This is a genomic window from Streptomyces winkii (genome assembly GCF_032248595.1).
Lineage (GTDB): Bacteria > Actinomycetota > Actinomycetes > Streptomycetales > Streptomycetaceae > Streptomyces > Streptomyces winkii.
Map to the genome: position 1 here is coordinate 110,614 of NZ_JASTTH010000002.1, position 19,743 is coordinate 130,356.

Sequence of the window (19,743 nt, forward strand, 5' to 3'; positions counted from 1 at the left end):
CTCCTGCTCCTGTCCCGTCCCCGCCGCTGGGACCGGCCCGTCCGGCCGGTCAGGGACACTCACCCGATCGGGGACAATGGTCGCCATGGATGCACCTTCCCCCACCGCCGATTCCGCCGAGGCGCCGCACCGTTCCGGGTTCGCGTGCTTCGTCGGCCGTCCCAACGCGGGCAAGTCGACCCTCACCAACGCGCTGGTGGGCACGAAGGTGGCGATCACCTCCAACCGTCCGCAGACGACGCGGCACACGGTCCGCGGCATCGTGCACCGCCCCGAGGCGCAGCTCGTCCTCGTCGACACCCCCGGCCTGCACAAGCCGCGCACGCTGCTGGGGGAGCGGCTCAACGACGTCGTCCGTACGACGTGGGCGGAGGTCGACGTCATCGGCTTCTGCCTGCCCGCGGACCAGAGGATCGGCCCCGGCGACCGCTTCATCGCGGCCGAGCTGGCCGGGCTTAAGCGCACGCCGAAGGTGGCCGTGGTCACCAAGTCGGATCTCGCCGACTCCAGGGCGCTCGCCGAGCAGTTGCTCGCCGTCGACCGGCTCGGCAAGGAGTGCGGCATGGAGTGGGCCGAGGTCGTGCCGGTCTCGGCAGTGGAGGACCGGCAGGTGTCCCTGCTGGCCGACCTGCTCGCCCCGATGCTCCCCGAGGGCCCGCCGCTCTACCCGGACGGCGATCTGACGGACGAGCCGGAGCAGGTCATGGTCGCCGAACTCATCCGCGAGGCGGCCCTGGAGGGCGTGCGGGACGAACTGCCGCACTCCATCGCGGTCGTGGTCGAGGAGATGCTGCCGCGCGAGGACCGCCCGGCCGACCGGCCGCTGCTCGACATCCACGCCAACATCTTCATCGAGCGCCCGAGTCAGAAGGGCATCGTCATCGGCCCGAAGGGCAAGCGGCTCAAGGACGTCGGCACGACCTCGCGGCGGCACATCGAGGCGCTGCTGGGAACGCCCGTCTACCTGGATCTCCATGTGAAGGTCGCCAAGGACTGGCAGCGCGACCCCAAGCAGCTGCGCAGGCTGGGCTTCTAGCCGCTGCCAGATCCCAACAGCCGCCCGGGAGCGCGCCGTTCAGCCGCCTTCCCGGAGCACCGTGCGGACGAGCGCCGACTGGGCCTCGGTGAGGCGGGGGTCGGCGCAGTACGAGGTGCCGTCGTCCGTCTCGATCTCGTAGTGGAAGCCGTCCGGCACCCCGAGGGGCCGCTCGGTGCCCCCCTCGGCGAGCGCGCTGCGCGCGAGGGCGTCGAGACGGTCGGCGTCGGGCCTGCCGTCCGTGCGGAGTGTGGCCCGGCGGGTGAGGCCGCCGAAGCCTCCGGTGCGGGTGACGGTGATACGCATGTCTCCATCCTCGCTCGGCTCCGGCGGCCACGGGCCGGTCATGCGTCCGGTCGTGCGTCCGGCTGTGCCCGCGGTCATGCGTGCGGTTGTCCCTGCGGTCGTGCGTCCGGCTACGCGTCGTCCGACTCGTCAGGCGTGACGCCGACGAGCGACCACGCCTTCTGCACCGCCTCCCGCTCCGCGCTGCCCTCCCCGTAACGGGTCGTCGCCGCACGGGCCGTGGCCCCCGCGAAGGCCGCGAAGTCCGCGTCCGGCGAGAGGCTGCCGGAGGTGAGGGTGTCGTACCAGATCTGCCCCGCGCGCTCCCACGCGTGGCCGCCGAGCTCCGTCGCGAGGCGGTAGAAGGCGTGGTTGGGGATGCCGGAGTTGATGTGCACGCCGCCGTTGTCGGAGCCGGTGTGCACGTAGTCCTCCATGGTCGCCGGCTGCGGGTCCTTGCCGAGCACGTCGTCGTCGTACGCCGTGCCGGGGGCCTTCATCGAGCGCAGCGCCGTGCCCTCGACCTGGTCGGTGAAGATGCCGTCGCCGATCAGCCAGTCGGCCGCGTCCGCGGTCTGGCCGAGGCCGTACTGCTTGATGAGGGAGCCGAAGACGTCGGAGACGGACTCGTTGAGGGCTCCGGACTGCCCGAAGTAGGCGAGATTCGCGGTGTGCTGGGTGACGCCGTGCGTCAACTCGTGGCCGATGACGTCGACGGGCAGGGTGAAGTCGCGGAAGACCTCGCCGTCGCCGTCACCGAAGACCATGCGCTCGCCGTCCCAGAAGGCGTTGCCGTAGTCGCGTCCGTAGTGGACGGTCGCGTCGAGCGGCATGCCCGCGCCGTCGATCGAATAGCGCGAGTAGACGGCGAGATAGAGCTCGAACGTGGCGCCGAGGCCGGCGTACGCGCGGTTGACGCTGGCGTCCTCGACGGGCTCCTCGCCCTCGGATCGCACTGTCTCGCCCGGCAGTTGCTCGGTGTGCCCGGCGTCGCTGATCGTGCGCTGCGGCTTCTTCTCCGCGGGCTCGTCCGCGGCCGGTTCCGCGCGCGTACCGGCCGGCATGCGGACGGTGGTGATGCGGCGGCGCGTGCGCTGGAGCGCGTCGTGCTCCAGGGTGCGGCGGGCCCGCTCGTAGAGCGCGGGATCGGTGGAACGCGAGAGATGGTCGAGGAGATGCGGCGGGACGATGGCGCAGAAGGCGGGGGTCACGGAGTTCACGGAGTGTGGGTGCGGCGTGTGCGCTGAGTGTTCGCTCATACAAGGAACGTGGCACAGAGTCATCCTCATGTCACTCCCTGCTGCACGAACGGCTTCGAAAAGGGCGTGAAAATGCGCAGAGGCGCCCAACTCGCGTGTACGTTCCGTGACTCGGGGCCCGTGACTCGCTGTCGCCGTCAGCTCGTCGCGAGGCGTGAACGAATGCACAGTCCCGCATGGTGATACGGGCTCGGGTATCCGGGCCTTCTCCGTTAGACTCGCGAATCATGCGTTACGGGCTGCTGCTTCTTAGCTGCCGCGGCGAGGGTCTGTAGTCGTACGGCCGACCCCCTCCCCGCGGAGACCGGTGCTGCCACCGTCGGCCCTCGAAGCCCACTCGCGCGGAGCCCTCTCCGCGATCAGGAGCCCACGCATCATGACTTCCTCAGCTTCCTTCGGCGCACCCACGCCCATCACGGCCGCGACGGTACGGCAGAAGCCGTCCGGAATGCCGATCCACAAGTACGGCCCGTACGAGGCCGTCGACATCCCCGACCGCACCTGGCCCGGCAACCGCATCACCAAGGCGCCCCGCTGGCTCTCCACCGACCTGCGCGACGGCAACCAGGCGCTGATCGATCCCATGTCGCCCGCGCGCAAGCGCACGATGTTCGACCTGCTGGTGTCGATGGGCTACAAGGAGATCGAGGTCGGCTTCCCCGCCTCGGGCCAGACCGACTTCGACTTCGTGCGCTCCATCATCGAAGAGGACGCGATCCCGGACGACGTGACGATCTCCGTCCTCACCCAGGCCCGCGAGGAGTTGATCGAGCGCACCGTGGAGTCGCTGAAGGGCGCCCGCCACGCGACCGTCCACCTCTACAACGCCACCGCCCCCGTCTTCCGCGAGGTCGTCTTCCGCGGCACCCGCGACCAGGTGCGGCAGATCGCCGTCGACGGCACCCGGCTGGTGACGGAGTACGCCGAGAAGCTGCTCGACGAGCGCACGACCTTCGGATACCAGTACAGCCCGGAGATCTTCACCGACACCGAGCTGGACTTCGCCCTGGAGGTCTGCGAGAGCGTCATGGACGTGTGGCAGCCCGGCCCCGGCCGCGAGATCATCCTCAACCTGCCCGCCACGGTGGAGCGTTCGACGCCCTCCACGCACGCCGACCGGTTCGAGTGGATGTCCCGCAACCTCTCGCGGCGCGAGCACGTATGTCTGTCCGTGCACCCGCACAACGACCGCGGCACCGCCGTCGCCGCCGCCGAACTGGCCATCATGGCGGGCGCGGACCGCATCGAGGGCTGCCTGTTCGGGCAGGGCGAGCGCACGGGCAACGTCGACCTGGTCACCCTGGGCATGAACCTCTTCAGCCAGGGCGTCGACCCGCAGATCGACTTCTCGCAGATCGACGAGGTCAAGCGCACCGCCGAGTACTGCAACCAGATGGACGTGCACGCCCGGCACCCCTACGTCGGCGACCTCGTCTACACCTCCTTCTCCGGCTCCCACCAGGACGCCATCAAGAAGGGCTTCGAGGCGATGGAGGTGCGCGCCGAGCGTGCGGGCAAGAGCGTCGACGAGCTGGAGTGGGCGGTGCCGTACCTGCCCATCGACCCCAAGGACGTGGGGCGTTCGTACGAGGCCGTCATCCGCGTCAACTCCCAGTCCGGCAAGGGCGGAATCGCCTACGTGCTGAAGGACGGGCACAGCCTGGACCTGCCGCGCCGGATGCAGGTCGAGTTCTCCAAGATCATCCAGGAGCGGACGGACAGCGAGGGCGGCGAGGTCACTCCCGCCGACATCTGGGAGATCTTCCAGCACGAGTACCTGCCCACTCCCGAGGACGCCTGGGGGCGCATCGCGCTGCGCACGGGGCAGACCACGACCACGGTCGACGGGCAGGACGCGGTCACCGTCGAGGCCACGGTCGACGGCGAGGACACGGTGCTGGCGGGCAGCGGCAACGGGCCGCTGGCCGCGTTCTTCGACGCCCTCCAGGCCGTCGACGTCGACGTGCGGCTGCTGGACTACGTCGAGCACACCATGAGCGAGGGCGCAGCCGCGCAGGCCGCCGCGTACATCGAGTGCGCGATCGACGGGAAGGTGCTGTGGGGCGTCGGCATCGACGCCAACATCGTCCGAGCGTCGATCAAGGCGGTGGTCTCGGCGGTCAACCGCGCCGCGCGCTGAGGGAGTTCGCGCAGGGCGTACAGGAGCTGCCGGCCGTCTCCGGGCCGCACGGCGACGGCGTCATCTCGCGGTTCCGCGGGCCTCACCCACGTCCGGGTGAGGCCCGCGGGCGTTTCCCGTCCCGGCTGTGTCCCCGGCGCCCCGGCGTCCCGGGAACCGTCAACGGGAATCGTCCGGAACGAGGTGCTGACGGCGCACTTCCGCCGTGGTTAACATCACGCTCACCGGCAGCGTGGCCGAATCGTGACGGAGGTACGGCGTGGGTGGCGCGAGACACTCCCGTGACCAGCGAGGACAGCGTCCCGGCGGGCGCCTGGCAGGTGTTCGCACCAGCTGGCACACCGTGGACGACGGGGACTTCTTCTGTCCCGGCTGCGGCGGCGACCGCAGCTACCGCCGTCGCAGGGGCAGGCGCCGCTTCGTGCTGCTGGGAGTGCCGCTGATCTCCCGGGGCGAGGTGGCCCCCGTCCTCGAATGCGCCGCGTGCCACGGGCACTTCGGCACGGAAGCCCTCGACCACCCCACCACCCAGCGCCTGTCGCTGCTGCTGCGCGACGCCGTTCACGCCATCGCGCTCACCGTCCTCACCGCCGGCGGCAGCGAAAGCCGCGCCGCCCGTGAGGCCGCCGTCCGCACCGTGCACAGCGCCGGCTACACCGGCTGCACCGAGGACCAGTTGCTGACGCTGCTGGCCGCGCTCTCCGCCGAGCGCGACTCGGCGGCGGACAGCGTCTCCGCGGAGATCGAGCTGCACGAGGCGCTGGCACCGCTCGCGCCCCATCTGGCCGCGGCAGGGCGCGAGTCGCTGCTGCTGCACGGTGCGCGCATCGCGCTCGTGGACGGCCCGTACTGCGCGGCCGAGCGCGAGGCGCTCGCAGCGGTGGGCAGGTCGCTGCGGATCGACGAGGACGACGTCGACCGGCTCCTGGCGCAGGCCCGTACGCCCTCCTGACCCGTACGCCCTCTTGACCCGTACGCCCTCCTGAGCGAAGGCCACGACCGGGCCTGGCGCTCGGCACTCTGGAGGGGCCGTACCGGGACTCAGGCGACCGGCAGCGCGTGCAGGGTGGTGTCGTTCATGACGAACACGCGATTGCCGTCGCCCACGAGCCAGTTGTTCACCTCGTCCTCCGGGGCGGCCCAGGGCAGCGGGTAGTCCCAGAGCGCGCCGCCGTCCTCCACCTTGGCGGCGGACACCTCGTTCGCCGCCTCGTCGCCGACCGACCACAGCGAGTCGGCCTGGACGGCCAGCGGACTGCCGATCATGGTCGGCCCGTTCCCCTCCCAGACCTTGCTGCCGTCGCTCGTCTTCAGGCGGCGCGGCGACAAGCCGTGAGTGGCGTACACGCTGTCCCCGGAGGCGATCGGCGGGCCCCACTTCTCGAGCTTTCCGGAGGTGATGTCCCTCGACGTCTTCGTCCACAGCTCCGATCCGTCGGTGACGGCACGGGCGGTCAGCGAGTCGCCGCCCAGGTAGACGGTGTTGTGGTGCAGAGCGGGACGGATCAGGCCGTCCGACTGCTCGCGTACCTCCCACGCCTTGCCGCCGTCGTTCGTGTCGACGGCCAGTACGTCGCCGTCCTCGGTGGACACGATGAGACGGCCGCGGCCCGCGATGCCCGGCGCGAGCACCTTGCCGAATCCCCGCGGAACGCGCCTCGTCCAGCGGACCTTCGCATCGGAGCGGCGCACGCTGCGCAACTCGCCGTCCTCCGTGGCCAGATACACCGCCTCGGCGTCGGCGGCCAGCAGAGACTCGGCCTTCGCGCGCACCGTCCACTTCGGCTCGCCCGTGGACGCGACGTACGTGCGCAGAGTGCCCTCTTCGTCGGCGGCGGCGATCAGCCGGTCGGAGAGCGACAGATAGCGGGCCTCCGACCGCACTTCCGGGGCCTTCCAGCGCTGCTTGCCGTCCACGACGTTGTGGGCCACGAGACCGTCGTCCACGCTGCCGAAGACCACGACGTCCCGTACGGGCAGGACCGCCGGGCTCTCCAGATGCAGCACCCCCTCGCGCTTCCACAGCGCCTCGGGCGGCGACTCGCCGGTGACGTAGTCGCCGTTGTCCGCGGACAGGACGCGGGCCTTCGGGGTGTCGACGGCTCGCGGGAAGGCGAAGAGGTTCTCCTCCGCCCTCTTGGAGGTCAGCCACCACGCGCCGGCGCCGCCGCTCCCGGCGAGGACGGCGCCGCCCGCCGTCAGCCCGATCAGCAGCCGCCGCCGCGCCATCGGACGCGCCGCCCCCACGCCGGAGGTGACGGTGGTCAGCTCCCTGACCTTGTGCTCGCGCTCCTTGATGTCGGCGGCGAGCGCCCCTCGCCTCCACACGCGTTCGGCGCCGCGCGGCGGGGCGAAGGCGGTCGCGATCTGCGCCGGAGTCGGCCGGGCCGCCGGGTCCTTGGCGAGGCACGGCGCGATGAGGGCGCGCAACGCCTCGGGTATGCCGTCCAGTTGGGGCTCGCCGTGCACCACCTCGTACTGCAATGCCGCCACGTGCCCGGCGTTGAACGCCCGCTCGCCGCTCGCCGCGTACACGAGGACGGCCCCCAGCGAGAACACGTCGGCTGGTGCCGCCACCCGCTTGCCCAGCACCTGCTCGGGCGCGCCGTATCCGGGCGTGACCGGGATCTGGCCGGTGGTGGTGAGGGTGAGGCCGTGCTCGGGGCGGGCGATGCCGAAGTCGATGACGCGCGGCCCGCCGGAGGTGAGGACGATGTTCTGCGGCTTGAGGTCGCGGTGGATCAGGCCCGTGGCGTGTACGTCCGCGAGGGTGGCCGCGAGCGACGCCGACAGGGCGCGGAGCGCCGCGCCCTCGAACGGGCCGTGCGCCTCGACGGCCTGGTCGAGCGTCGGCCCGGCCAGGAACTCGGTGGCGATCCACGGCCGTCCGCCCTCCGTCTGCGCCCCGAGGACCCGCGCGACACCGCGGCTCGTCACGGCCTGCGCTGCCTGCGCCTCGCGGACGAAGCGCTGCGCGAGGTTCTGCTCGTGGGCGAGTTCGGGGTGCAGGACCTTCACCGCCGAGACGGTTCCGGCGGCGTCCTGTCCGACGTAGACCTTGCCCATGCCGCCCTCCCCGAGGACGCCGAGCAGGCGGTACGGGCCGAGGCGGAGCGGATCTCCGGTACTGAGGGGTCTCATGGTCGCCTTGCTGTCTGCTCGGGGGCACGGAGGGTGACGCGGTAGGGCACCGGGCCCGCGGAGGGCGTCCGGTGCGCACGGACGGTGCGGAACTCGGCTGTCACGGCGTTCACTTGAGGGGGTAGCCCTGGACGAAGCTTCCGTCCTGGGCAATGATCATCTTGGCTCGCCGGTGGGCGATGAAGCGGGTTCCCCGCGTCTCGTACTCGGCGGCCGTCGTGTGCGACGACATGTCGATCGCCCGCAGCACGCCGCGGCTCGCGCTGTACACGTAGCGGGAGCCGACGACGGGTCTGTCGCCGGTGGCGGCCTTCGCGCCGTCGCCGCCCTTCTCGGTCCACTTCCGCTTGCCGTCGGCGGCGTCGAGAGCGACCAGTCCGCGGCCCTTCTCCACCGCGTACACCACCCCGCTCTTGACGGACGGCAGCCCGAAACGGCCGCCCGAACCGCGGGGCCGCGCGGACCACGCCTCCCGCCCGTCGCTCAGCCGCAGCGCGCGCAGCCGGCTGCCGCCGACGTACAGGTGGTCGCCGTCGGCGGTCAGCGGATCGCGGTCCAGGTCCTTCCTGGCGACGTCGAGCGGTTCGTCCCAGACCGGGTCCCCGGACCCGGCGTCGTGGGCGACGATGCGCACCTTGCCGTCGTCCTGCTCGCGCAGCAGCACGAGACGGTCGCCGACGGCCGTGCCGGAGAGGAACAGCAGCCGCTGCCTGCCCTCGGCGCGGCCGTCGATGGGCGTGGACCACCGCTTCTTGCCGGTCCCGGCGTCGGCGGCGAGCAGCTTCCAGGACTGGCCGTCGTTGAACTTGGTTCCCTCCCCGTACTCGCCCGCTCCTCCCGCCAGATAGAGCATCCCGCCGGCCGCACACAGCAACTGGTTCATGTAGATGGGCCCGTTGACGTCCGTGATCTGGCCGAACACCTTCGGCTCGCCACTGCTGAGATCGATGGTGGCGAGGAGGAGCGGGAAGCCGCCGGGCTTGCCGCTGTTCCGGTCGGCCTCCGCCGGCTCCCCGATCCGGTAGAGCTTCGTGCCGTCGGTGGCGACCTCCCACATGTTCTCCTCCCAGTCCGACCGCCACTCGACCGTGCCGTTCTCGGCACGGATACCGTTGAGGCCCTTCCCGCCCAGCACCGCGACCAGGTCCCCGACGGCGAGCGGAGCCGCCGGGGCGGTCAGGTCGTCCGCGACTCCGTCGACCTGGATCTGCCACTCGGAGTCACCCTTGTTCACCGGCCGCGCGCTGACGCTTGGGCCCGCCCCGGGCTTCTTGTAGGGCGTCTCGTCCGTGCCGAACCACACCCACGCGCCCACACCTGCCGCGGCGGCCACTGCCGAACTGCCGCCCATCATCAGCAACTTGCGCCGGGAGGGGCCGTCCGCCTGCGGCGCCGTCACGGGTTCCGGCGGCGCTGCGCCCACCGGGGCCGGGAGGCGTTCGGGGGTGAACTGCCAGACGCCGGCGGCCCGTTCGCCGATCGCCGTCAGCAGCGGCACCGTGAGGTGGTCGGCGAAGTCCCCGCTGCCGTCGTGGAGCCGGGCGGCCAGCTCGCCGGTCGTGGGCCGCCGCGCGGGGTCCTTGTCGAGCGCCTGCGCCAGGATCGGAGCGAGCCCGGCCGGTACGTCCGACAGGTCCGGCTCGGTGTACTGCACGCGGTAGAGCAGGTCCGCGGGCTGCCCCCAGCCGAACGCCGCCTGTCCCGTGGCCGCGAAGACGAGCACGCCTGCGAGCGCGAACACATCGCCCGCCGGGGCGTGTTCCTGCCCTGAGGCCTGCTCGGGCGACATGAACGCGGGGGTGCCGGCCGCGTTACCCGTACGGGTGAGGCGGGCGTCGCCGATGGCGCGGGCGATGCCGAAGTCGATGAGCTTCGGCCCGTACGAGGTGAGCATGATGTTGGACGGCTTGAGGTCCCGGTGCACCACGTCCGAGCGGTGCAGCTGCCCGAGGGCTCCGCACAGCGCGGCCCCCAGGGCCCGGACGGTGGTCTCCGGGAGCGGCCCCGACAGCTCCACGGCGTCGTCGAGCGGCGGGCCGAGCACGTACTCGGTGGCGAGCCACGGGGTCTCCGCGCCCGGGTCGGCGTCGACGACCTCGGCGCCGTGCTGCCCGCCGATGACGCGCGCGGCGTCGGTCTCCAGCCGGAACCGGGTGCGGAATTCGGTGTCCGCGGCGATGCGGGCGTGCATCGTCTTCAGCGCGACGGTGCGCCCGCCGGTGGACCGTGCCAGATAGACCGTCCCCATGCCGCCGCTGCCGAGCCGGGCGAGGAGCTGGTACGAGCCGAAGCCGGCCGGGTCGTCGTGGGTGAGAGGAGAGAGCATCAGGTCGTCACTTCGGGAGGTGCGGGACCGGGGAGTGGGAGGGGTGAACGGAATTGGGGGACGGGGACGGCGGGGGAGCGGGGGGCACAGGCGGGACCGGTGGCGCGGACGCGGACCCGCCGGACGCGGACCCCTCGGCGGCGCCCGGGAGTTGAGGGCCGCCGGTCTCCGCGCCGGGTGGCCGGCCGGGCGCCTGGCCGGGATACGCCGGTACGTCGTGGACGACCTGAGGCGGCGTGCTCGTCGGCACCGGAGGGGCGGTCTGCGTGGCCGCGATCTCCGCGGCCAGCACCTCGGCGGACTGACGGGCGACGGCCGCGGTCAGCCGCGCCGGAAGCCAGCCGGGCGCCGGCGTGACGCCCGCGCCGTTCCCGGGCGTCGAGTCCACCTCGGCGACGGGCGCCGTACGGGAGGCGGCAGACGGCCCGGCGGGTTCGGTGAACGCCCGTATCAGCTCGCCCGCACGCGGACGCGCCGCGGGGTCACGCGCCAGGCAGCCCGTGACGATGCCGCGCACCGACGCGGGCAGCTCCTGCCGCTCCGGCACGGTGTGCCCGGTGGCGGCGTAGGCGAGGGTCGCGCCGAGCGCGTAGATGTCGCCCAGCGGCTGCGGACGGCCCCCCGAGGCCTGCTCGGGCGGCAGGCTGCCCGACTCCAGGCCCGGCAGCCCGGAACGGGGCTCGCCGTCCGGCGCCGCGGCCCGTACCGCGCCGAAACAGCCGAGACGGGGCCCGTCATGGGCGAGCAGTACGGCGCCGGGGGAGATGCCCGCATGGGACGACCCCTGCCCGTGCGCGATCGCGAGGGTCTCCGCGAGGCATGCGCCGATCGCGCGGACGGTGTGCTCCGGCAGGGGCCCGCCGTACAGGGCGAGGGCGGTGGGGAGCGGCAGTGCGGGCAGGAACGGACGGGCGTGCCACGGGAGTTCGCCCGGTGCCGACACCTCCGTCGCCGGTGACACCCACTGGCCGAGCAGATAGCGCGACCCCTCGGCCTCCGCGAGGAACCGCCCGGGGTCGGCTCCCGGAAGCGGAACGCACACCAGGACGGTGCGGGCACCGTCCTGACTGCGGGCTATGAACCGCTGCTCGGGCAGCGGGACGCCGGGTACGTCGGCGTCGAGGCGTGCAATGACCGTATACGGCCCGATACATGACGGAACACTCTGGTAAGCGGCTTCGGAACCCATCGATCCCCCCGTGGAACGCAAATCCTCGGGACCATACAGGCTGCGACCCGCAGAAGTCCCGCTCGTTGAGCCAGATTCCGGTGCGGCGGGCGCGGACCGAAAGCGGCGGCCCTTCCACGCCCCCCGGGGAGGACAGGCCGTTCGACGCCGATGGTGGCCGTGCCGGGGCGGGGCACCCACAGTGTGAGAGCGGTTCGCGCCTGCCTTGTGCGCCGGAACCACAGCGACTGCTTCCACCGCTGGGCTGTGTCTTCAAATGATCTCGGCTGGTGGATCACGGTCGGGTGGTACGTCGCGATGAACTGGCCGATGTGGAGCGGGACTTCGTGCGCCCATCGACCTCGCGGGCGCCATCTCAGCGGATCAGCAGTACGAGCTTCCCGCGCACTTGGCCCTGCTCGCTCGCCCGGTGCGCGTCGGCGACACCGGCGAGTGGGAAGGTCTGAGCGACCGGGAGCGAGAAGCGTCCGGACTCGACCAGCTCACCGATCTCGCCGAGAGCGTGGACGGCGCGGCCTGTGTCCCCGCGGCTGAACCTCACCCCATGCTCCTGGGCTCCGGCGAAATCGGCGACCGTGATGACGCGCTGGGTGCCGCCGGCGAGTTCGATGAGCTCGAGAAGCACCCCACTCCCGGCGACGTCGAGCGCCAGGTCGACTCCGCCGGGAGCGAGCGCGCGAACCCGCTCCAGGAGCCTCACGCCGTAGGCGACGGGTTCGGCCCCCAGCGAGCGCAGGTACTCGTGGTTCGCCGGACCGGCGATTCCGATCACGCGCGCATTGCGCACCACGGCGAGCTGAACCGCGGCGCTGCCGACGCTCCCGGAAGCGCCGTTGACGAGCAGCGTGCTGCCGCTCTCGACGCCGAGCTGGTCCAGCGCACGCGTGGCCGTCTCGATGGCGGCCGGCAGCGCGGCAGCGCCGGCGAAGTCGAGCGACGGCGGGATCGGCGTGTAGTAGGACAGCACCGCCAGCTCGGCCTGGGCCCCCTCCTCGGCGGAGAAGCCGAACGCACGATCGCCGACGGCTACGTCCGTAACGCCTTCCCCGAGCTCGTCGACGACGCCCGCCGCCTCGTGGCCCAGGGTCTGCGGGAGTTCGTCATCCATCAGGCCCTTGCGTTTCTTCCAGTCGCCCGGGTTGACGCCGGCGGCGTGCACCGCGATCCGGACCTGGCCGGGACCCGGATGTGGATCGGGCAGATCCACGATCTCAAGGACCTCCGGGCCCCCGAACTGGCTGAAACGCACTGCTTTCATCATTCGCTCCGCTCGCGACTCAGGCGTCGCACCCGTACCGGTAAGTGATGTTCACGTTCGCGACTGTGTCACCTGACCCACCGCTGAAGATTATGACGACGGCCCCTCGTACTCACATGAGAGCCCCTGTCCTGGCCGCGGCGGCGAGCGCCTCCGGGACCGGCGGTGCACACCGTCCCCGCCCCGGACGGCCGTAGGCGACAATGACGCCATGAGTCTGTTCCGCGACGACGGCGTCGTGCTGCGCACCCAGAAGCTGGGCGAAGCGGACCGGATCATCACCCTGCTCACGCGCGGTCACGGCCGGGTACGGGCGGTGGCGCGCGGCGTGCGGCGTACGAAGTCGAAGTTCGGGGCGCGGCTGGAGCCGTTCAGCCACGTCGACGTGCAGTTCTTCGCACGCGGTGGTGAACTGGTCGGCCGCGGGCTGCCGTTGTGCACCCAGACCGAGACCATCGCCCCGTACGGGCAGGGCATCGTCGCCGACTACGCGCGCTACACCGCCGGTACGGCGATGCTGGAGACCGCCGAGCGCTTCACCGACCACGAGGGCGAGCCCAACGTGCAGCAGTATCTGCTGCTGGTGGGCGGGCTGCGCACGCTGGCGGACGGCGACCACGCGCCGGGGCTCGTGCTGGACGCCTTCCTGCTGCGCTCGCTGGCCATGGGCGGCTACGCGCCGAGCTTCGACGACTGCGCCAAGTGCGGCCTGCACGGCCCCAATCGCTTCTTCTCCGTCGCCTCCGGCGGCGTGGTGTGCGGCGACTGCCGCGTTCCCGGCAGCGTCGTACCGTCGCCGGAGACGCTGCGGCTGCTCGGCGCACTGCTCACCGGGGACTGGGACACCGCCGACGCGAGCGAGGCGAGGCATGCCAGGGAGGGCACGGGGCTCGTATCGGCCTATCTGCACTGGCACATGGAACGGGGGCTGCGCTCGCTGCGTTACGTCGACCGCACGACGGGCCCCGCGGCCCCGCGGCAGCAGACACAGCCGGAGCCCGGACGGTCCTGACGGCAGCCCTGGCCGGCGGCCTGACCGGCGGCAACGCACGGGCGTCGGCTACGCTCGCCGTGGCCCCGCGCTTCCCCGCACCCGCGACGGCGGCCGACCCCGGAACCGACCCGACCCCGTACCGCATCTGCCCCGACCCCGACCCGAACCCGAACCCCGACCGGACACGTCCATCCCTGGAGCTGAACGACCATGGCACGCCGCGCAATGCTGCAAGGTCAGCGTCGCGAGTACGTCACGCCCGAGCCGCATCCTTCCGGCGAGCGCCCGCCCGAGATCCCCCCGGAGCTCGTCCCCAACCATGTGGCGTGCGTCATGGACGGCAACGGCCGGTGGGCGAAGCGGCGAGGGCTGCCGCGCACCGAGGGGCACAAGGTCGGTGAGGGCGTGGTGCTCGACGTCCTCAAGGGCTGCCTGGAGATCGGCGTGAAGAACCTCTCGCTGTACGCCTTCTCCACCGAGAACTGGAAGCGCTCGCCCGAAGAGGTGCGCTTCCTGATGAACTTCAACCGCGACGTCATCCGCCGCCGCCGCGACGAGATGGACGAACTGGGCATCCGCATCCGGTGGGTTGGCCGGATGCCGAAGCTGTGGAAGTCCGTGGTGCGCGAATTGCAGGTCGCGCAGGAGCAGACCGTGGACAACGACGCCATGACGCTCTACTTCTGCGTCAACTACGGCGGACGAGCGGAGATCGCGGACGCGGCCAAGGCTCTCGCCGAGGACGTACGGGCCGGCAAGCTCGACCCCGCGAAGGTGAACGAGAAGACCCTCGCCAGGTACCTCTACTACCCGGACATGCCCGACGTGGACCTGTTCCTGCGGCCCTCCGGCGAGCAGCGCACGTCCAACTACCTGATCTGGCAGAGCGCTTACGCCGAGATGGTCTACCAGGACGTGCTGTGGCCGGACTTCGACCGCCGCGACCTGTGGCGGGCCTGCCTCGAATACGCCAAGCGCGACCGCAGGTTCGGGGGCGCGCTCGACGGCGACGGGAAGAAGCGCAAGCGCTGAGACCGCGCGCTCCGGGCGGCGTACTACGGGCGGCCCCGGACGGGGGCTCGGGCGGCCCCGGACGGGGCCGCGGGGCACGTCACCTCTCGGCGGCGCACTCCCCGCACGTACCGAAGATCTCGACGGTGTGGCCGACGTCCACGAATCCGTGCTCCTCGGCGATGGCGTCGGCCCACTTCTCCACGGCCGGGCCCTCGACCTCGACGGCCTTGCCGCAGTGGCGGCACACCAGGTGGTGATGGTGGTCGTCGCTGTTGCAGCGGCGGTAGACGGACTCGCCCTCGTCGGTACGGAGCACGTCGACCTCGCCGGCGTCGGCGAGGGACTGCAAGGTGCGGTAGACCGTGGTCAGTCCGACCGAGTCCCCGCGATGCTTGAGCATGTCGTGGAGCTCCTGCGCGCTGCGGAACTCCTCGACCTCGGCCAGCGCGGCCGAGACCGCGGCACGCTGCCGCGTCGACCGGCCGCGGACTGGGGGACCTGCGGTGGTCACGCCGTCTCCTTCATTCGTCTCGCTCGCTCACTGGACCTGCCGTCATTGTGCCAGGCACCGGAGGCCCCAGGGCCCGCGCCCGGAAGCCCGGCAGTACGGCGCCGACGCCGTCCACGGCGGTCCTGCGCGGCCCTCCGCAGAGATACGCCCTACGCCGTGCCTTCGGCACTCGTGCCGTTCCGCGTGGAGGCCGGGCCACCGTCCGCTCCGGCGGGAACAGCGCTCGGGTCGCCGGCACCGACCGCGGCGCCCGGACCGTTCGCACCGCCGCCCGGGTCCCCGCCGCCCACGTTGCCGCCGCCCGGGTCGCCGTCCGTGGCGCCGTGCGGCGTCCTGCGCCTCGCGAGCGGTGCCGCCAGTCCCATCACCAGGGCGAACAGCGCGATCGCCAGGACGACGATGCTGGCGCCGGGCGGCACGTCCGCGTAGTAGGAGGTGCTGGTCCCGGACAGGGTCACGGCCACCCCGAAGAGCACCGACAGCCCGAGGGTCCCCGCGAAGCCGCGGGCGACCTGCTGCGCCGCGGCCACCGGGATCACCATCAGCGCGCTGACCAGCAGCAGGCCGACGACCCGCATCGCGACGGTGACCGTCACCGCCGCGGTCACGGCGAGCAGCAGATTCAGCAGCCGCACCGGCAGCCCGGTGACGCGCGCGAACTCCTCGTCCTGGCAGACGGCGAACAGCTGCCGCCGCAGACCCAGCGACCCGGCCAGTACGAACGCCGACAGGCAGACGATCGCGATCACATCGGAGTCGGAGACCGTCGTGATCGACCCGAAGAGATACGTAGTGAGGTTCGCGTTGGAGCCGTTCGGCGCCAAGTTGATGATCATGACGCCGCCGGCCATGCCGCCGTAGAAGAGCATCGCGAGGGCCAGGTCCCCGCGCGCCTTGCCGTACCAGCGGATCAGCTCCATCGCGACGGCGCCCAGCGAGGCGACGGCGACCGCCATCCACACCGGGTTGGTGCCGAGCAGAAAGCCGAGCGCGACGCCCGTGAGCGCCACGTGCCCGATGCCGTCGCCCATGATCGCCTGCCGGCGCTGTACGAGGTAGATGCCCACGGCCGGCGCCGCGATGCCGACCAGCAGCGCGGCGAGCAGGGCGCGCTGCATGAACGGGTACTGGAGCAGCTCGGTCATACGTGCGTCCCGGGGTCGGCTTCGCTCACGGAGAGTCCGGACTGGATGGCCGCGGCCTCTCTCTCCGCGAAGGGGCTGTCGTGCGGATGGCAGGCCAGGTCGTGGAGGCGACCGGGGTCGGCCACGCGCTCGACCAGGCCGTCCCGCAGCAGCACGGCATGGTCGATCAGCGAGGCGAGGGGGCCCAGTTCGTGCAGGACGAGGAGCACGGACGCGCCGCGTGCGACCTGCTCGCGCAGCGCGTCGGCCAGTACGTCCTGTGCCGCCAGGTCCACGCCCGCGAGCGGCTCGTCCATGATCAGCAGATCGGGCTCGGCGGCCAGCGCCCGTGCGATCAGTACGCGCTGGTGCTGGCCGCCGGAGAGCGCGTTGACGGAGTCCTTGGCGCGGTGCGTGAGCCCGACGACGTCGAGCGCGCGGGCAACGGCGGCCTTGTCACCGCGGCGGAGAGGGCGCAGCTTCGTATGCGCGAGGCGGCCCGAGGAGACGACCTCCCGCACGGTGGCGGGCACGCCCGCCGCGGCGGTGGTGCGCTGCGGCACGTAGCCGATGCGCCGCCAGTCGCGGAAGCGGGCGAAGGGAGTGCCGAACAGCTCCAGTTCGCCCCCGGAGAGCGGCACCTGGCCGATGACGGCACGGATCGCCGTCGACTTCCCCGACCCGTTGGAGCCGAGCACGGCGACGACCTCGCCGCGGTCCACGGTCAGGTCGATGCCGCGCAGCACGGTGCGCGCCCCCAGGGAGGCGGTGGCGGCCCGGAGGGACATCACGGGCTGAGCTGCGGCCATGGAAAGGCCCTTCCTCGGGATCGGGGATCGGGGATCGGAAGTCTGCGGACGGGCCGCGGCTCAGTCGGCGCCGAGAGCCGTCCGCAGGGAGATCAGGTTCTGGTGCATGACCGAGAAGTAGTCCTCGTTCTTCTTCACGCTCTCCAGGGGGCTGAGTACCCCCGTCTTGAGGTTCAGATCTGTCGCGAGGGTCCTGGCCGTCTTGTCGCTGGCGCTCGACTCGAAGAACACGGTGTCGACGTGGCGGGTCTTGGCGATCTTGTGCAGCTGCCTCATGCGGGCGCCGCTCGGCTCGGACTCCGGGTCGACGCCGGAGACGGCGGCCTGGTCCAGCCCGTACCGCTCGGCGAGATAGCCGAACGCCGCATGCGTGGTGATGAAGGTGCGGGTCTTCTTGCGTGCCAGGCCCTTCTTGAACTCCTCGTCGAGAGAGTGCAGGCGCTGGGTGAGGGACCGGGTGTTCTTCTCGTAGTCCTTCTTGTGTGCCGGATCGGCTTCGGCGAGCTTCTTGCCCACGCCCTCGGCGATCTGCGCGAAGCGTACGGGGTCGAGCCACAGATGCGGATCGCCGCCCTGCTCGCCCCCGTGGTCGTCCGCGTGCTCGCCGCCGTGCTCGTCTCCGTGGCCGCCGCCGTGCTCGTCTCCGTGCACGTCCACGCTGTGCTTCTCCATCCGCGCGAACGTCGACGCGTCCGCGACGTGCTCCGGGCCGGCCTGCTCGACGCCCTCGTCCACGGCGGGCTGGAGGCCCTTGAGGTAGACGACGAGATCGGCCTCGGACAGCCGCCCGGTCTGCTGGGGGCTGAGCTCCAGATCGTGCGGCTCGGTGCCGGGCTTGGTGAGGGATTCCGTCTCCACGTGCTCACCGCCTATCTGCCGCGCGAGGAACTGGAGAGGATAGAAGGACGCGATGACGTCCACCTTCCCGTCCGCCTTCTTCGCGTCGCCCGAGTCGCCCGTGCACGCGGTGAGGGTGAGCGCACCGACCCCGAGAGCGGTGGTGGCGGCGAGGGAACGTATGAGCCGTCCGGAAGCGTTCATGACAGTCATTTTCAGACTACTTGGAAACGATTGTCAAATGGATAGGGCTGTGGAGGAGGTCACGTATGGCCGTGGACCGGTCGCCGTACCGATGGCCGTACCGATTTGATCCGCCCCCCTCATGGCTCGGTAACCTGAAGTATTCCGTCCGCCGTTGATGAAGAGAGCACTGTGGCCGCCGACAAGATCGACACCATCGTCAGCCTGAGCAAGCGCCGTGGCTTCGTGTACCCGTGCAGTGAGATCTACGGCGGTCAGCGTGCCGCCTGGGACTACGGGCCGCTCGGTGTGGAGCTGAAGGAGAACATCAAGCGTCAGTGGTGGCGTGCCATGGTCACCTCTCGCGACGACATCGTCGGCATCGACTCGTCCGTCATCCTGGCACCGCAGGTGTGGGAGGCGTCGGGCCACGTCGCCACCTTCACCGACCCCCTGACCGAGTGCACCTCCTGCCACAAGCGCTTCCGTGCGGACCACCTCGAAGAGGCTTACGAGGCGAAGCACGGACGGCTCCCGGCGCAGGGCCTCGCCGACGTCAACTGCCCGCACTGCGGCAACAAGGGCGGCTTCACCGAGCCCAAGCAGTTCTCCGGCCTGCTCTCCACGCACCTCGGCCCGACGCAGGACGCCGGCTCCATCGCCTATCTGCGGCCCGAGACCGCACAGGGCATCTTCACCAACTTCGCGGCGGTGCAGCAGACTTCGCGCAAGAAGCCGCCCTTCGGCATCGCGCAGACGGGCAAGTCCTTCCGCAACGAGATCACGCCGGGCAACTTCATCTTCCGCACCCGCGAGTTCGAGCAGATGGAGATGGAGTTCTTCGTCAAGCCGGGCGAGGACGAGAAGTGGCACGAGTACTGGATGCAGCAGCGCTGGGACTGGTACACGGACCTCGGCCTGAGCGAAGAGAACATGCGCTGGTACGAGCACCCGCAGGAGAAGCTCTCCCACTACTCCAAGCGCACCGCCGACATCGAGTACCGCTTCCACTTCGGCGGCAGCGAGTTCTCCGAGCTCGAAGGCGTCGCCAACCGCACGGACTTCGACCTCACCGCCCACTCCAAGGCCTCCGGGCAGGACCTCTCCTACTTCGACCAGGAGGCCGGGGAGCGCTGGGTCCCGTACGTCATCGAGCCGGCGGCCGGTGTGAACCGCGCGATGCTCGCGTTCATGCTCGACGCCTACATCGAGGACGAGGCGCCCAACGCCAAGGGCAAGCTGGAGAAGCGCAACGTCATGCGGCTCGACCCGCGGCTCGCGCCGGTCAAGGTGGCGGTGCTTCCGCTGTCGCGGAACGAGAAGCTGTCCCCGAAGGCCCGCGGCCTGGCCGAGACGCTGCGCAAGCACTGGAACATCGAGTTCGACGACGCGGGTGCCATCGGCCGCCGCTACCGCCGCCAGGACGAGATCGGCACCCCCTTCTGCGTCACCGTCGACTTCGACACCCTCGACGACAACGCCGTCACGGTGCGCGAGCGCGACACGATGAAGCAGGACCGCGTCTCGCTGGACCAGATGGAGAGCTACCTGGCGGGCCGCCTGCTGGGCTGCTGACTCGCCGCCGCCGAGCCTCAGTTGGAGGGGGCTGCTTCCGCCGCGGAGCGGAGGCGGCCCCC

Annotated in this window: 16 protein-coding genes; 6 read left to right on the plus strand and 10 right to left on the minus strand. The window is 71.3% G+C overall.

What is annotated here, in order from left to right:
- Positions 1-76 precede the first annotated feature (76 nt).
- Complete coding sequence (gene era, locus QQM67_RS04880) at positions 77-1,036, plus strand: GTPase Era (RefSeq protein WP_314172339.1); 960 nt, start codon at positions 77-79, stop codon at positions 1,034-1,036.
- Between the two features lie 39 nt (positions 1,037-1,075).
- On the opposite strand, the gene QQM67_RS04885 is transcribed toward era, so the two are convergent.
- Positions 1,076-1,342, minus strand: a complete 267-nt coding sequence (locus QQM67_RS04885) for a protealysin inhibitor emfourin (protein ID WP_314172340.1) — start codon at positions 1,340-1,342, stop codon at positions 1,076-1,078.
- 110 nt (positions 1,343-1,452) lie between these two features.
- Positions 1,453-2,580 (minus strand): M4 family metallopeptidase, encoded by a 1,128-nt coding sequence (locus tag QQM67_RS04890; RefSeq protein ID WP_399065307.1) that lies wholly within the window; start codon positions 2,578-2,580, stop codon positions 1,453-1,455.
- Between the two features lie 376 nt (positions 2,581-2,956).
- Between QQM67_RS04890 and leuA the strand changes: the two genes are divergently transcribed.
- The gene (gene leuA, locus QQM67_RS04895) at positions 2,957-4,720 is read left to right on the plus strand and encodes a 2-isopropylmalate synthase (protein ID WP_314172342.1); all 1,764 of its coding nucleotides are present in this window, start codon (positions 2,957-2,959) and stop codon (positions 4,718-4,720) included.
- 259 nt (positions 4,721-4,979) lie between these two features.
- On the plus strand, positions 4,980-5,672 hold the full coding sequence (locus tag QQM67_RS04900; protein WP_314172343.1) for a TerB family tellurite resistance protein: 693 nt from the start codon (positions 4,980-4,982) through the stop codon (positions 5,670-5,672).
- A gap of 89 nt (positions 5,673-5,761) precedes the next feature.
- Here the strand turns inward: QQM67_RS04900 and QQM67_RS04905 are convergent, their stop codons facing one another.
- The 4 genes from QQM67_RS04905 to QQM67_RS04920 form a co-directional block, all read right to left on the minus strand.
- Positions 5,762-7,861 (minus strand): serine/threonine-protein kinase, encoded by a 2,100-nt coding sequence (locus QQM67_RS04905; protein ID WP_314172344.1) that lies wholly within the window; start codon positions 7,859-7,861, stop codon positions 5,762-5,764.
- Positions 7,862-7,970: 109 nt separating this feature from the next.
- Positions 7,971-10,187: a protein kinase domain-containing protein gene (locus QQM67_RS04910; RefSeq protein ID WP_314172345.1), complete on the minus strand. Its 2,217-nt coding sequence runs from the start codon at positions 10,185-10,187 to the stop codon at positions 7,971-7,973.
- Between the two features lie 7 nt (positions 10,188-10,194).
- Positions 10,195-11,376: a serine/threonine protein kinase gene (locus tag QQM67_RS04915; protein ID WP_314172346.1), complete on the minus strand. Its 1,182-nt coding sequence runs from the start codon at positions 11,374-11,376 to the stop codon at positions 10,195-10,197.
- A 355-nt stretch (positions 11,377-11,731) separates the two neighbouring features.
- The gene (locus tag QQM67_RS04920) at positions 11,732-12,634 is read right to left on the minus strand and encodes an NADP-dependent oxidoreductase (protein WP_314172347.1); all 903 of its coding nucleotides are present in this window, start codon (positions 12,632-12,634) and stop codon (positions 11,732-11,734) included.
- A 211-nt stretch (positions 12,635-12,845) separates the two neighbouring features.
- On the opposite strand from QQM67_RS04920, the gene recO reads away from it, so the two are divergent.
- Positions 12,846-13,646: a DNA repair protein RecO gene (gene recO / locus QQM67_RS04925; RefSeq protein ID WP_314172348.1), complete on the plus strand. Its 801-nt coding sequence runs from the start codon at positions 12,846-12,848 to the stop codon at positions 13,644-13,646.
- Between the two features lie 192 nt (positions 13,647-13,838).
- Positions 13,839-14,660, plus strand: coding sequence for an isoprenyl transferase (locus QQM67_RS04930; RefSeq protein ID WP_314172349.1), 822 nt, complete (start codon positions 13,839-13,841; stop codon positions 14,658-14,660).
- A gap of 79 nt (positions 14,661-14,739) precedes the next feature.
- On the opposite strand, the gene QQM67_RS04935 is transcribed toward QQM67_RS04930, so the two are convergent.
- The 4 genes from QQM67_RS04935 to QQM67_RS04950 all read right to left on the minus strand — a co-directional run bounded on the left by QQM67_RS04935 (position 14,740) and on the right by QQM67_RS04950 (position 18,127).
- On the minus strand, positions 14,740-15,153 hold the full coding sequence (locus QQM67_RS04935) for a Fur family transcriptional regulator (protein ID WP_314172350.1): 414 nt from the start codon (positions 15,151-15,153) through the stop codon (positions 14,740-14,742).
- Between the two features lie 149 nt (positions 15,154-15,302).
- Positions 15,303-16,298 (minus strand): metal ABC transporter permease, encoded by a 996-nt coding sequence (locus QQM67_RS04940; protein ID WP_314172351.1) that lies wholly within the window; start codon positions 16,296-16,298, stop codon positions 15,303-15,305.
- Positions 16,295-17,086: a metal ABC transporter ATP-binding protein gene (locus QQM67_RS04945; protein WP_314172352.1), complete on the minus strand. Its 792-nt coding sequence runs from the start codon at positions 17,084-17,086 to the stop codon at positions 16,295-16,297. Before QQM67_RS04945 ends, QQM67_RS04940 begins: the two co-directional genes overlap by 4 nt.
- A gap of 60 nt (positions 17,087-17,146) precedes the next feature.
- Positions 17,147-18,127: a metal ABC transporter substrate-binding protein gene (locus tag QQM67_RS04950; RefSeq protein ID WP_314172353.1), complete on the minus strand. Its 981-nt coding sequence runs from the start codon at positions 18,125-18,127 to the stop codon at positions 17,147-17,149.
- 171 nt (positions 18,128-18,298) lie between these two features.
- On the opposite strand from QQM67_RS04950, the gene QQM67_RS04955 reads away from it, so the two are divergent.
- On the plus strand, positions 18,299-19,681 hold the full coding sequence (locus QQM67_RS04955) for a glycine--tRNA ligase (protein WP_314172354.1): 1,383 nt from the start codon (positions 18,299-18,301) through the stop codon (positions 19,679-19,681).
- Positions 19,682-19,743 lie beyond the last annotated feature (62 nt).